The sequence below is a fragment of the Streptomyces sp. CC53 genome, from assembly GCF_001865245.1.
Taxonomy (GTDB): domain Bacteria; phylum Actinomycetota; class Actinomycetes; order Streptomycetales; family Streptomycetaceae; genus Streptomyces.
In genome coordinates, this window is sequence record NZ_MKXB01000011.1 from 1 (window position 1) to 13,065 (window position 13,065).

A 13,065-nucleotide genomic window follows, 5' to 3' on the forward strand; every position below is an offset into this window, starting at 1 on the left:
CCCGCTGAGGCCGGGCTGCCGAGCGGCCGGCGCCCCGCCGTGCCGTCGGCACTCGCCCGCCCGCCGGGCCCGGTCGGCCCCGGCCGCGGAGCTCCGCCCGCCGGGCCCGTCCGCCCGGGCCGGACGGACGTACGGAAGGCCGGCCGCCCACCGCTGCCGGGCCGCCGCGGCGCCGACCGCCGGCGTGCCGTCCACCGCCGCCCGACCCGACGACCCCGCTGCGCGACGCCGGCGCGGGGACGGCCCTAGAGGTCCAGCACCAGCCGCCCGCCCCGGCAGCGGGACACGCAGATCAGCATCGAGTCGTGCCGCTCGTCGTCGGTGAGCAGCTCGTCCCGGTGGTCGACCTCGCCCTCCAGCACCCGCTGCTGGCACGTCCCGCAGAAGCCCTGCTCGCACGAGTACGACACGTGGGGCACCTCGGCGCGCACCGCCGCCAGCACCGACTGGCCGGCCGCCACGTCCACGGTGGTGCCGGTGCGGCGCAGCTCCACCCGGAACGCCCCGCCCTCCTGTACGGTCGCGGTGAACCGCTCCAGGCGCGGTGCGCGGCCCAGTGCCCGGGTGACCGCCTCCATCAGTCCGTCGGGACCGCAGCAGTACACCTCCGCGGTGTCCGGCAGGTCCGCGAGGAAGGACAGGTCGGGGCGCCCGTCGGTGTCCTCCGCGACGACCGTCGTGCGGCCGCCGGCGCCCACCGCCTCCAGTTCGCCGAGGAACGGCATGGACGCCCGGTCGCGCCCGCAGTACAGCAGCCGCCAGTCGGCGCCCGCCGCGTGCGCGGCCCGCACCATCGGCAGCACGGGGGTGACGCCGATGCCGCCGGCGACGAACACGTACGCCTCCGCGTCGACCAGGGGGAAACGGTTGCGCGGCCCCCGGATCTCCACCTCGGTGCCCTCGTGGAGCTGGTCGCGCACCTCCAGGGACCCGCCGCGGCCGTCCTCCAGCACGCGGGCGGCCACGGTGTACGCGTCGGTGTCGGCCGGGTCGCCGCACAGCGAGTACTGCCGTACGAGCCCGGAGGGCAGCACCAGGTCGACGTGGGCGCCCGGTGACCAGGCCGGCAGTCCGACGCCCTCCAGCCGGAGCCGTACGACCCCCCGGGCGGGCTCGGTCCGTTCGGTGACCAGGACGCGGCGCGGGGTGGTGGAGGAGCGGCGGCCCTGCCCCGACACGGGTTCCTCCAGGGCGGGCAGGGGCCACAGGGGCGCCTGCCGGACGCGGCGGCGCAGCGCCCGCCGGACGAGCACGGCGGCTCCGGCGGCGAGCAGGACGGTGCGGGCTCGGGGCATGCTCAGGCACCTCCGCGTGCGCCGGGGGACGAGGCGAGGTAGGCGACCGCCTGGGCGGTGCAGCCTTCCTGCGACGGGTGGTAGGAGCGGCTCAGGTAGCGGGGGACGGACCGCAGCATGGCCGGGGTGGACGGCAGGACGCCCTCCCTGCCCTTGCGGACGAACCGGGTGAACGTCGGCTTGTCGTCGAGCAGGGTCGGGTCGTTCTCCATGAAGAACCGCACGCCGCGCTGCCACAGGAACACCAGGGCGGTGAAGGCCGCGCCCCAGGTCCGCACCCGCCGCCGGTAGCCGCCGTCGAGGTGCTGGAACAGGTCGAACGCCACGGACCGGTGCTCCACCTCCTCGGCGCCGTGCCAGCGCAGCAGGTCCAGCATCACCGGGTCGGCGCCCCTGCGGTCCAGCTCCTCGGCGTTGAGCACCCAGTCGCCGAGGAACGCGGTGTAGTGCTCGATGGCGGCGATCAGCGCGACCCGCTCCATGAGCCACCACCGGCGCGGCCGTCCCGGCGGCAGGGTCCGGTCGCCGAGCAGCTTCTCGAAGAACCAGTCGACCTGCGCCGTGTACGGCGTCGGGTCGAGGCCCAGCTCCCGCAGGCGCGGCAGGACGTCGTCGTGGGCCTGGGAGTGCACCGCCTCCTGCCCGATGAACCCGATGACGTCCTCGCGCAGCCGGTCGTCCCGGATGTAGGGCAGCACCTGCCGGTACACGTGGATGAACCAGCGCTCGCCCGCGGGCAGCAGCAGGTGCAGGACGTTGATGGTGTGGGTGGTGAACGGGTCGTCGGGGACCCAGTGGAGAGGGGTCTCCTTCCAGTCGAAGGAGACCTTCCGCGCCTTCAGTTCGATCCGTTCGGGGGGTGCCTGCCCTGCGGGAGGCCACACAACCGGCCGCGTATTAGACATGGCGTCAATGTACTGACGGGTACGCCAGGGGGACAGAGCCGTGCACGGGAAAAGTCGCGGGGACCCGACCGGGCCGGGCCCCCGGGGGATCACCTCAACGCGCTGATCTCCGTGCCGTCCTCCAGCTTCCCGTCCAGCTCCACCTTGGCGCCCTTGTCCGCCTCGACCGCGAGCAGCCGGCCCCGCTCATGGCCCTCGACCCCGCCCGACACCGTCACGGACGCCACGTCGGGACTGCCGGCCGCCAGGACGTACCACTGGTCGCCCGGGCCCTTCCACAGCACGCCCGCCAGCACCTGCGGCACCCGCGCCCCGCACGCCGGGGAGTCCTCCGCCTTCGCCGCGACCGCGCCCGGCGTCGCCGGGGCGCCCGGCGTCACGGCGGTGACCGGTGCCTGGAACTGGGCGAGCGCCCTGCTGCCCGTGCCCCGCCAGGTCTCCGCGCGCGTGCACAGCCACGACGCCGTGCCCGTGCCCTCACCGGGCAGGTCCTGCTCGGCGAACCGCCACGAGTTCACCGACCGCACCCCCGTCGCCCGCATGGACGGCAGCAGGCACGCCGTGCGCGCCCACTCCGCCCGCGCCGCCTCCCCCGACACGTCGACCGGAGCCGACGGCGCGCCGGACGTCAACCGGACCGGCACCAGCTCGCCCAGGTCGGTCAGCACCCGGGTGGCGATCCCGTCCCGCACCTCCAGCACGTCCCAGGACGTGCAGCTGCTGGCCGCGGCGGGGCTCTGCATCGGCGCCGTCACCCCGTGGGCGTCCCGCTCCAGCGGCCGGGCCTCCCCGCCCGCCTGCAGCAGGTCCCGCACCTGCACGTCGCGCACCCACGGCGCCGTCAGGTAACGCACGTTCGCGTGCGTGCGGCTCACCACCAGCGCCGCGGACGACGCCGTGTCGGCCCCGTCGGTCCGCGCGAAGTCGAGCGCCGCCACGTCCGTGCCGTCCTTCGGCTCCGCGTACCGCACCGCCCGCAGTCCGTCATGGAACAACACGACCCGGGCGCCGTCCACGTCGCCCGCGAAGAGCAGTTGCGGCGGGCCCGCCGGCGGCCCGGGCATCGTGCCGGGCGTCGCGGACGCCTGCACCTTCGCCCCCGGCCGCGCCCACACCGCGAGCGCCCGCCGCAGCAGGTCCTCGTCCCGGACCAGGTTCCCCCGGGCCGGCCACACGGAGAAGTCCGTGCGCGACGACCGCTGCCACGCCGCCGGGGCGACCCGCAGCACCTTGCCCGGGTCCAGTGCCGCCTCCGCCGCGGCGTTCCGCGCGTACGGCGGCGCCGCCGCGCCGTCCCGGCCCCAGCCGTCGCCCGGCAGCGCCAGCAGCACCCCGCACACCACCACCGCCGCGCCCGCGGCGAGCGCCGCCCGCGTGTGCTGGCGCCGCCGCATCAGGTCCGTCGGCCGGGCCTGCAGGGAGCAGGGGTCGAACTCCGGGGACTCCAGCAGCGCCGCCCCGCCGGGCGCGTCCTGGCCGTCCACGCCGTCCGCCTCGGCGAGCGCCGCCGCCGGGTCCGCCACACCCGCCGCGGCGAGCACCCGCCGCACCTCCGCGTCGCCCTGCCGTTCGAGGCCGCGCAGCACGTACGCCGCCCGCCCGGCCGCCGACACCGCCGACAGCCGCTGGTCGAGGGCCAGTTCGTCGGCGCCCCCGGAGCGCGGGAACAACCGCAGGCCCCACACCTGCGGCAGCAGCGGCGGGAGCTGCGCCCGCTTCGGCCACGCCGTGCGCCGCAGCGGCGCGGCACCGTCCAGCGCCTGCCGCAGCACCCGCAGCCGTACGTAGGCGTAGCCGGGGTCGACGGCGTCCTCGGGGCGCCGCCGCTGCACGGGCATCGCCGCGTCCCCGGCTGCGCGCCGGCGGGGCAGCGACCGCTGCACCAGCGCGTGCGCGGCCAGCACCCGGCGGTTGCGGCCGAGGGACGGCGGCAGCACCAGGTAGGCGATGCGGACCAGCCGTGGATAGTGCTCGACGAGCGCGGCCTCGGCGTGCTCGACGTCGACGGAGGCGGCGGAGCCGGGGCGGGACTCGGGGGCTCTCTGGGCGTGCTGGGCTTCCTGGGTGCTCACGTTCAGCAGAACGAGCGATCATGGTGATGGTCACCTCGCGGCCCTCGCGTCGTTGGCGCCGCGGATCTCCCCGTTCCGGCCCGCACGGCTGTTCCAGACGGCACTATGGCCTCATGCGTACCATGCGAACCTCCCGTTTCCCGATGGACGTTGTGCTCGCCCTGTCCGCGGCGGCGCTGGGAGCAGCGGCCCTGACCGGCTGCACCGGGGAGGACGGCCACGGATCCGGGCACGGCGACAGCGGCGGCGCCCCGCCCGTGGCCGAGGGCACCCTGGAGGAGCTGGCGGAGCGCGCGGAGTGCGAACCCAGCGTCCAGACCGACGCGGACGAGCTCCGGCAGGCCAACTGCACCACCGCGTACGGCACGTACGTCCTGGCCACCTTCGCCACCGACCGCGGCCAGCGCGAGTGGATCAACAGCGCGAAGGACTACGGGGGTTCCTACCTCGTGGGGCGCAAGTGGGTCGCCGTCGCCGAGCCGGACGTGATCACGAAGCTGCGCGGCCGGCTCGGCGGTGAGGTCGAGGCCGGGGAACAGCACTCGGGTCACCACTAGAGCCGACCGCGCAGGTGGGGGGCGGGTGGGGGATCGAAGGGGGACGGGGGCCCGGGGGCGCGGGCCCCCGGGGAGGTCAGGCGCAGCGCCGACCGGTGTTGATGCAGTCGACCATCCGGGCCATCAGGCGGCTGTCGAAGACGTTGATGAAGTCCCCGTGGTCGGTGATCGGCTTGTGCAACTGCTCGGGGAACGAGTCCACCGCAAAGTTCGCCTGCGGCGGCACGTCGTAGACGATCCGCTGGACGAGCTGCGGAATGGCGCGGAAGCCGCGCGGGCAGCGCCCCGACCCGTCGGCGAACGCCACGTGGGTGCGGTGGTTGGCGCTGTCGGCGTTGCGGCCGTCCCAGCAGCTCTGGAACTTGAAGGTGCGCACCACCTTGCTGCCCTGCGGGCACAGCGGGTACTTGTCCTTCAACTGCACCCGTTTCTCGAAACCGGTGCAGCTCCAGGAGGCGTTGGCGTTCGCGTCGCCGTTGGTGAACGCCTTGGCGTCGCCCGTGATGATGCGCAGGAAACGCGGCATGGCCGTCACCCGCGACACCGGGCTGCCGACGAAGTTCATCGTCACCTGCGCCGGGGTCTGGATCTGCCCGACGTTCTGGTCCTTGCCGCCGCCGTCCTGGTCGGCGTCCTGCTCGTCCTGGCCGTTCTGCACGCGGAGCACCGGCCAGTAGTACGTGGAGCGGTCCCCCTGGTTCCGGCAGGTCGTACGGCCCCGGGCCAGCGTCCGGTTGTCGGCGAACGCGTCGTTCGCCTGGTTGCCCACGTAGTCGTGCATGTGGTGGGCGCCGTTGCTGACGCCGGGCGCCACGATGACGTTGTCCGAGTTGAACTTCCGGTTCTCGTTGCGGCCGCAGCTCGAGGTGAAGCTGCCCCGGGAGGCGCCGCGCTGCTGGCGCGGCACGCGGACGTTGGGGGCGACCGTGCGGATGTCGACGAAGTCCGAGGCGACCGGCCCGTTGCCGGCCTGACCCTGGCCTTGTCCCTGTCCCTGGCCCTGGTCACCGCCCTGGCCCTGGTCTCCGCCCTGGTCCTGGCCGGGGGCGGTGCGCAGGGTGCAGGTGGCCAGCGACTCCATCCCGTCGGGGCGCTGCCCGGAGCGCTGGATCGCGGTGGCGATCCGCTTGATGCTCGCCAGCCGCTCGTCCTTCAGCGGGGTGAGGATGACGTTGTCCGCGAACCGCGGATCCTCCCGCATCTGCTGCTGCGACTGGGCCAGGCGCTGGTACGCGTCGGTGATCCGGTTGTCGATTCTGGCGAGCTCCAGGTCCACCTCCCCCCGCGCCTGGTCGGGGATCGACTCGGGCAGCCCGTTCGCCACCTCCGGGCAGTCGATGGTGGACAGGTTCACCGACGTGGCCGCCTTCGTCTGGGGCCGCTGCTCCCGGGACCATCCTGACCACCCCTCTCCCGCGGAGGCGTAGACATTGGCCGCGAGCAGTCCGCCCCCGCCCAATACCAGGGCGGCGGACGCCGCGATGGCGCGGTTGGCCAGCGTGGAGCGTTTTCGTGAACGGCGCATGGAACTCCAATCCCTGCGGGGGAACAGCTCCTCTCCATACGGATGCGACGCGTGGGGCGTTCAACGCCCGTGGGAACAAAGGGACGTGGGCGGCGTCCCCGCCGGCGGGGACCGCCCCGCGCCACCGCGAGGGCCCCGGTCCGCCCGCGTCCCGTCGCCCGCGCGACGGGCGCGGGCGTCGGAGCCCGGGTGGCGGCGCAGGCGGCGGGCGGGTGCCGGTCGAGTGGCTTCGGGTGGTGCACCTCGACGGGCCGGGTGCGGAAGGCGGCGGCCGAGCGCACGGAAGGGGCGCAGGGCCCGGCGTGCCGTACCGGTGCCGGACCGGCGGAGCCCCGCAGTGCCCCGACGGGTCATCCCGCCAGCAGCTTCGCCTCCACCTCAGGGCTCAGGCCCACCGTGCCGCGGTCGGCGCGCAGCGGCGCCCGGCCGCCCACCGCCCGCAGCCACTCCCACGTGTCCTCCACCGTCTCGGCGACCGGGCGGCATCGCAGGCCCGCCGCGACCGCCTTCGACACGTCCGCGCGGTGCATGGCGTCGTGCAGCTCGCCCGGCGGCAGCCAGACCGGCAGGTCCGTCCACGGCTCGACCCCGGCGTCCAGGATCCGCTGCGGCTCCGTCCAGCGCAGCTCCGCGTCCGACCCCGTGGCCCGCACGCAGCTGTCGAGCAGCCCGCCCGTCGTCGTGTGGCCGGACGGGCTCACCACGTCGTACGGCCCGGACAGCCCGGCCTCCGCGGCGTCCAGCGCCCAGGCGGCCACATCCCGCACGTCGACGTACTGGAGCGGCAGGTCACGCGGGCCCGGCGCGAGGACCGGGCCGCCGCGCGCCACGCGGTTCAGCCACCACGGCAGCCGCCCGATGTTCTCCCACGGCCCCAGCACCAGCCCCGCCCTGACCAGCAGCGTGCGGGCCTCGCCGAACGCCCCGAGCGCCGCGAGTTCACCGCCCCGCTTGGCCTGCGCGTACGGCACGTCGTCCCAGTCGTCCTCCGACGCCTCCACCAGCGGCGCGTCCTCCGTCGACCCGGCCGCCACCGGCCACGCGTACACCGAGCGGCTCGACACGTACACGTACCGCCCCGCCCGGCCCGCCAGCAGCCGGGCCGCGTCCCGCACCGCTGACGGCGCCGACGACCACGTGTCGACGACCACGTCCCACGAGCCGCCGCGCAGTGCCTCCAGCCCCGCGGTGCCCTCCGTCCGGTCGCCGTGCAGCGCCGCCACGCCCTCCGGCGGAGCATGGCGGCCCCGGTGGAACACCGTCACGTCCGCCTCGCGGGCCAGTGCCTCCTCCACGACGGCGCGGCCCACGAACTCCGTACCACCCAGAACGAGAAGTCTCATACCGCCGACTCTGCCCCCTCGCCCACCGGTCGCGCACCCGTGCCGCACACGGCCCGCGTCCGCTCTGAGAGGAACGCTCCGCGACCGCCCCCGGTGCCGGGCGCACGGGTCCGGTCCCCGACGGGGTGCACGTGCCGCGAGGCCCGCGGCCAACGCGCGAGCCCTACGAGCCGTGCACGCCGTACGAGCCGTACGAGCCGTACGGGACGTGCAGGTCGTATGAGCCGTCCGAGCCGTGCAAGCCATACGAGCCACACGAGTCACACGAGCCGTGCAAGCCACACGAGCCGTGCAAGCCATGCGAGCCGTGCGGTGAGACGAACGCGCCTGCCGTCCGTATGCAGGGGAGTGGCACCATGTTCTGGCCATGACCAGGTTCCGTTCCCCGCTGCGCGTACTGCGCGCCGCCCTCTTCGCGGCGGTGTGCGTCGTGCTGTCCGGAACCGGTCACGCAGCGCAGTCGGACCACCACGTACCCGCGTCCGCGCTGCTGCTCGCATTCGTCCTCCTCACCCCGCTCGCCTGGGCGGCCGGCCGCCGGCGCCGCGGCGCGTGCTTCCTCGCCGGAGGGCTGCTCGCCCTCCAGGGCGCGCTGCACGTCGCCTTCGCGGCCGCGCAGCTCCATCCGCCGGGCCACACCGCCGGCGCCCACGCGCACGGGGCGCACCACGCCCCTGCGGGCCCCGCCCCCGGCCTGGCCGAAGCGCTGCTGCCCACCCCGGGCATGCTCGGCGCCCACCTCCTCGCCGCCGTCGTCTGCGGCGTGTGGCTGGCCCGCGGCGAAGCCGCGCTGTTCCGCCTCGCCCGCACCGTCTTCACCCCGCTGCGGCCACCGCTCACCGCCGTGCGCCTCCCGGCCGCGCCGCGCCCGCCGCGGCCCCGCCGCCGCGCCGCCGACCAGCCGCTGCGCGGGACCGTCCTCGCCCGCTCCGCCACCCGACGCGGACCACCGGTCCTCACCGCACCCCGCGCCAGCACACCCCCCGGAGCGCACGTCTGATCCGGGGGCTTCCACCCTGCGATCGACCATCGAGGACCACTCATGCTCACCGAGCAACCACCGACGGCGGACGACACCGCCGCCCCCGCCGCACCCGCACGCCCCGGCACCTGGAGCGCCCTGCGCCCCCTCGTGCTCCGCATGCACTTCTACGCCGGCATCCTCATCGCCCCCTTCCTGCTCGTCGCCGCCGCCAGCGGCCTGCTGTACGCCCTGTCCTTCCAGGCCGAGAAGATCGTCTACCGGCACGAACTGGAGGTGCCCGTCGGGGACCGCGCCGTACCGCTGGCCCAGCAGGTGGACGCCGCCCGGCGCGCCCACCCCGACAACACGGTGAAAGCCGTGTGGCCCGCCCACGAGGAGGGCACCACCACCCGCGTCCTCATGACCGGGCCCGGCGTCGAGGAAGGCCGGCACCTCGCCGTCTTCGTCGACCCGTACACCGCGGAGATACGCGGAGCCCTGCCCGCCTACGGCAGCTCCGGCGCGCTGCCGCTGCGCACCTGGCTGTCGGAGCTCCACCGCGACCTGCACCTCGGCGAACCGGGCCGGGTCTACAGCGAGCTGGCCGCCAGCTGGATGTGGGTCGTGGCGCTGGGCGGCCTCGCCCTGTGGCTCGGCCGCAAGCGCGCCACCAAGCGGGCCCTCTTCCTGCCGGAGGGCGGCCCGCGCTCCCGGCGCCGCACCCTGTCCTGGCACGGCACCGTCGGCCTGTGGGCCACCGCCGGCCTGCTCGGCCTCTCCGCCACCGGCCTGACCTGGTCCACGTACGCGGGTGAGAACATCGGCGCCCTGCGCGAGCAGCTCGGCGGCGTCACCCCCGCCGTCTCCGCCGCCCTGGACAGCGCGGCGACGGCGGGCGGCGGCCACGAGGGCCACGACGGCCACGGCTCCGGCCACGCCGAGGCCCCGGCCGCACCCGCACAGGACATCGGCATCGACCGCGCCGTCCGGGCGGCCGCCGAGGCGGGCGTCAGCGGGCAGATCGCCGTCGCCACGCCCACCGACGTCACCGGGTACGTCGTCAAGGAGATGGACCGGACGTACCCGGTCCACCTGGACGCGGTCGCCCTCGACCCGGCGGACGGCACCGTCCTCGACACCGTGCGGTACGCGGACTACCCCCTGCTCGCCAAGCTGACCAGCGTCGGCATCGCCTTGCACATGGGCACCTACCTGGGCCTTCCCAACCAGCTCGCGCTGGCCCTGCTCGCCCTCGCGGTGGTCCTGCTCGTTGTGTGGGGCTACCGCATGTGGTGGCTGCGCCGCCCCGGCAAGCCGGTCCCGGCCGGCGCCTGGCGGAAGGTGCCGGTCACCCTGCTGCTGCCGCTCGCGGCGGTGGTCGCCCTGGTGGGCTGGTTCGTGCCGCTGCTCGGGCTGAGCCTGCTCGCGTTCCTCGCGATCGACGGGACCCGCTCCTTGCTGGCGCGCCGCCGGGCCCGCACCGCGTAGCACCCGCGCCACGACGAGGGGCGCCCCCGCCGGAACAGTCCGGCGGGGGCGCCCCTCCGCTTGGCAGGTCGTGCCCGCGTGCGCGGATCAGACCTGGCCGGCCTTCTCCAGCGCCTCGCAGCAGGTGTCCACCATCAGGCGGGTCACCACGTACGGGTCGACGTTCGCGTTCGGACGGCGGTCCTCGATGTAGCCCTTCCCGTCCTTCTCCACCTGCCACGGGATGCGGACCGACGCGCCGCGGTCCGACACCCCGTAGCTGTACTGGTCCCACGGGGCCGTCTCGTGCAGACCGGTCAGGCGCTCGTCGACGCCCGCACCGTAGTTCTTCACGTGGTCCAGCGGCTTGGAGCCCTCACCGAGCGACTCGCACGCGGTGATGATCGCGGCGTAGCCCTCGCGCATCGCCTTCGTGGAGAAGTTCGTGTGCGCGCCCGCGCCGTTCCAGTCGCCCTTCACCGGCTTCGGGTGCAGCGTCGCCGACACCTCGTGGTCCTCGGCCGTGCGGTACAGCAGCCACCGGGCGATCCACAGCTGGTCCGCCACCGTCACCGGGTCGAGCGGGCCGACCTGGAACTCCCACTGGCCCGGCATGACCTCGGCGTTGATGCCGGAGATGCCCAGGCCCGCCGCCAGGCAGTTGTCCAGGTGCGCCTCGACGATGTCGCGGCCGTGGATCTCGTCCGCGCCCACACCGCAGTAGTAGCCGCCCTGCGGGGCGGGGAAGCCGCCGTCGGGGAAGCCGAGCGGGCGGTGGCCCTTGAAGAACGTGTACTCCTGCTCGATGCCGAAGACCGGCTCCTGCGCGGCGTACCTCTCCGCGACCTCCACCAGCTGCGCCCGCGTGTTGGTGGAGTGCGGCGTCATGTCCGTGTTCAGGACCTCGCACAGCACGAGGAGGTGCTCGCCGCCGCGGATCGGGTCCGGGCAGGAGTACACCGGCTTCAGCACGCAGTCGGAGGAGTGGCCCTCGGCCTGGTTCGTGCTGGACCCGTCGAAGCCCCAGATCGGCAGCTCGGCGACGTCGGAGACGGCGGCCGCCAGTATCTTCGTCTTCGAGCGGAGCTTGGCGGTCGGCTCGGTGCCGTCGATCCAGATGTACTCAGCCTTGATGCTCACGGGCCTCATCCTTTGCGGGTGCGCGGTATGCCGCGCAGCCTGGCAACAGGGGATTTCCCGACCGTTGCCCGGGTGTGAACCCCGTGTTACTCAGCCTTCCCGGGCTTCCCGGCCCCCCTGTGCGGTGCCGCGCACCCGCCGCGCGACCACGTGCGCGTCCAGCAGAGGCCCGAAACCGGCCCGCTCGATCCGCGCCACCACCTCCCGGTAGTCCGTGCCGAGCGCCTCCGCCGTCCGCCCGATGTGCCAGTCGCAGTCGGCCAGCCGCCGCAGCAGGTAGCCGCGCCGCACCTGGTTCTCGGACAGCCGGAACGTCTTCAGGTACGCCGGACGCCTCGGCCCCCGTCATGGTCCCCCCCCGGATACCTGGTCGTGCGGTCGAGCGGTGCCGGCCGGGGAATGGGGGCGCGAACAGCGAAAGCGTTGCTTTACGGAGCAGGTCCCGGAAGTCGCGCCGGAGTCCCGCGGCCGGCCACGGCAACCTAGCACCGCCGCGGGCTCCGCTCCGACCTCTTTTCGAACAGCGGCCCGGCACAGGGCAGACTGGCGGGCATGTCCCACGCGATGACCCGCAAGCCCCGTATCGGCCTCCTCGGCACCGGCCCCTGGGCGGCCCGCACCCATGCACCGGCGCTGGCCGCGCACCCGGGCGCGGACTTCGCCGGGGTGTGGGGCAGGCGGCCGGAGGCGGCGGCGGAGCTGGCGGGCGCGCACGGCACGCGCGCGTACGACGACGTGGACGCGCTCTTCGCGGCGAGCGACGCCGTGGCGTGCGCCCTGCCGCCGGACGTGCAGGCGCCGCTGGCGGTCCGGGCCGCGGCTGCGGGCTGCCACCTGCTGCTGGACAAGCCGGTCGCGACGACCCCGGCCGCCGCGCGGGACGTGGCCCTGGCGGCGGAGAAGGCGGGCGTCGCGTCGGTGGTCTTCTGCACCCTGCGGTTCGCGGCGGCCACGGCGCGCTGGGTGGACGAGCAGGCGGCTGCCGGCGGCTGGTACCTGGCGCGGGCCCACTGGCTGGGCGCCCTCTTCTCACCCGGGGCCACCAGCGCGTACGCGGCGTCGCCGTGGCGGCGGGAGAAGGGAGCGCTGTGGGACGTGGGCCCGCACGTGCTGTCCGTGCTGCTGCCGGTGCTGGGCGACGTGACGGAGCTGCGCGCGGTGGCGGGCCCCGACGACACCCGTCACCTGCTCCTGCGGCACGCCTCCGGCGCGGACAGCACGGCGACGCTGAGCCTGAGCGCCCCGGTGGCGGCGGCGGACGCGGGCATCACCTTCCACGGCGCCGGCGGGCGTGCGGTGATGCCGTACTGGGAGGACGCGGCCGGTGCGTTCGGCGCGGCGCTGGACGCGCTCCTGGAGTCCGCCGGGACGGGCGTGCCGCACGCGTGCGACGCCCGGTTCGGGCAGCGCCTCACGGAACTCCTGGCGGAGGCGGAGGCCCAGGTCCAGGCGGGGCCCGCCGGCCCGCTCGGCGGCCGGGCCTGAACGCCGGGCCTGGTCCCGGACCGGGCTGCGGGCCGAGCTGGGGGCCGGGCCCGAACGCCGGGGCCCGGCCGGCTCCGGCGGGCTATCCGACCCGTTCGATGCGCGCCTTCCGGATCAGGAACTTGCCCGGTTCGCGGACCTGCTCGAACGCGGCGTCGTTGAGCAGGACACAGCTGCCGGACGCCGACGTGACCTCCACAGTGGTCGACTTGCCGTTGTCGAGGTTGGTGACCTTCAGGCGCGTACCGGCGGGGAACTGGTTGCTGGACGCGGCGGGCGCGCCGCCCTCGCCGGAGAGCGTGACGGTCGACC

At 75.1% G+C, this 13,065-nt stretch carries 11 protein-coding genes and 1 pseudogene; 4 read left to right on the plus strand and 8 right to left on the minus strand.

The features are described 5' to 3' along the window. Positions 1–245: 245 nt before the first annotated feature. The 3 genes from BJP40_RS00855 to BJP40_RS00865 form a co-directional block, all read right to left on the minus strand. A complete protein-coding gene (locus tag BJP40_RS00855; protein WP_071277682.1) occupies positions 246–1,301 on the minus strand; it encodes a PDR/VanB family oxidoreductase in 1,056 nt (351 codons plus the stop codon). Next, positions 1,298–2,200, minus strand: a complete 903-nt coding sequence (locus BJP40_RS00860; protein WP_071277669.1) for a metal-dependent hydrolase — start codon at positions 2,198–2,200, stop codon at positions 1,298–1,300. Before BJP40_RS00860 ends, BJP40_RS00855 begins: the two co-directional genes overlap by 4 nt. Positions 2,201–2,289: 89 nt before the next feature. Then, on the minus strand, positions 2,290–4,281 hold the full coding sequence (locus tag BJP40_RS00865; RefSeq protein ID WP_107416664.1) for a hypothetical protein: 1,992 nt from the start codon (positions 4,279–4,281) through the stop codon (positions 2,290–2,292). 134 nt (positions 4,282–4,415) lie between these two features. Between BJP40_RS00865 and BJP40_RS00870 the strand changes: the two genes are divergently transcribed. Next, entirely contained in the window at positions 4,416–4,829 is a 414-nt protein-coding gene (locus BJP40_RS00870) for a hypothetical protein (RefSeq protein WP_071277671.1), read from the plus strand. A gap of 76 nt (positions 4,830–4,905) precedes the next feature. On the opposite strand, the gene BJP40_RS00875 is transcribed toward BJP40_RS00870, so the two are convergent. Next, positions 4,906–6,354, minus strand: a complete 1,449-nt coding sequence (locus BJP40_RS00875; RefSeq protein WP_071277673.1) for a DUF1996 domain-containing protein — start codon at positions 6,352–6,354, stop codon at positions 4,906–4,908. Positions 6,355–6,704: 350 nt separating this feature from the next. Next, on the minus strand, positions 6,705–7,697 hold the full coding sequence (locus BJP40_RS00880; RefSeq protein ID WP_071264905.1) for an NAD-dependent epimerase/dehydratase family protein: 993 nt from the start codon (positions 7,695–7,697) through the stop codon (positions 6,705–6,707). Positions 7,698–8,064: 367 nt separating this feature from the next. On the opposite strand from BJP40_RS00880, the gene BJP40_RS00885 reads away from it, so the two are divergent. Together BJP40_RS00885 and BJP40_RS00890 are read left to right on the plus strand one after the other, a co-directional pair. After that, a complete protein-coding gene (locus BJP40_RS00885; RefSeq protein ID WP_071277675.1) occupies positions 8,065–8,697 on the plus strand; it encodes a hypothetical protein in 633 nt (210 codons plus the stop codon). Positions 8,698–8,739: 42 nt separating this feature from the next. Next, positions 8,740–10,149, plus strand: coding sequence for a PepSY domain-containing protein (locus tag BJP40_RS00890; RefSeq protein ID WP_071277677.1), 1,410 nt, complete (start codon positions 8,740–8,742; stop codon positions 10,147–10,149). 87 nt (positions 10,150–10,236) lie between these two features. Here the strand turns inward: BJP40_RS00890 and glnII are convergent, their stop codons facing one another. Both glnII and BJP40_RS00900 read right to left on the minus strand, forming a co-directional pair. Beyond that, the gene (gene glnII, locus BJP40_RS00895) at positions 10,237–11,268 is read right to left on the minus strand and encodes a glutamine synthetase (RefSeq protein WP_071277678.1); all 1,032 of its coding nucleotides are present in this window, start codon (positions 11,266–11,268) and stop codon (positions 10,237–10,239) included. Positions 11,269–11,358: 90 nt separating this feature from the next. Then, complete coding sequence (locus tag BJP40_RS00900) at positions 11,359–11,559, minus strand: hypothetical protein (protein WP_071277680.1); 201 nt, start codon at positions 11,557–11,559, stop codon at positions 11,359–11,361. Positions 11,560–11,820: 261 nt separating this feature from the next. Here BJP40_RS00900 and BJP40_RS00905 point away from each other — a divergent pair, with 261 nt between their 5' ends. Continuing rightward, positions 11,821–12,753 carry a Gfo/Idh/MocA family protein gene (locus BJP40_RS00905; RefSeq protein WP_226962689.1) on the plus strand — a complete coding sequence of 311 codons (933 nt, stop codon included), beginning with the start codon at positions 11,821–11,823 and terminating at the stop codon, positions 12,751–12,753. 82 nt (positions 12,754–12,835) lie between these two features. Here BJP40_RS00905 and BJP40_RS00910 read toward each other — a convergent pair. Then, positions 12,836–13,065 (minus strand): annotated as a pseudogene (locus tag BJP40_RS00910) (septal ring lytic transglycosylase RlpA family protein); the annotation flags it as partial.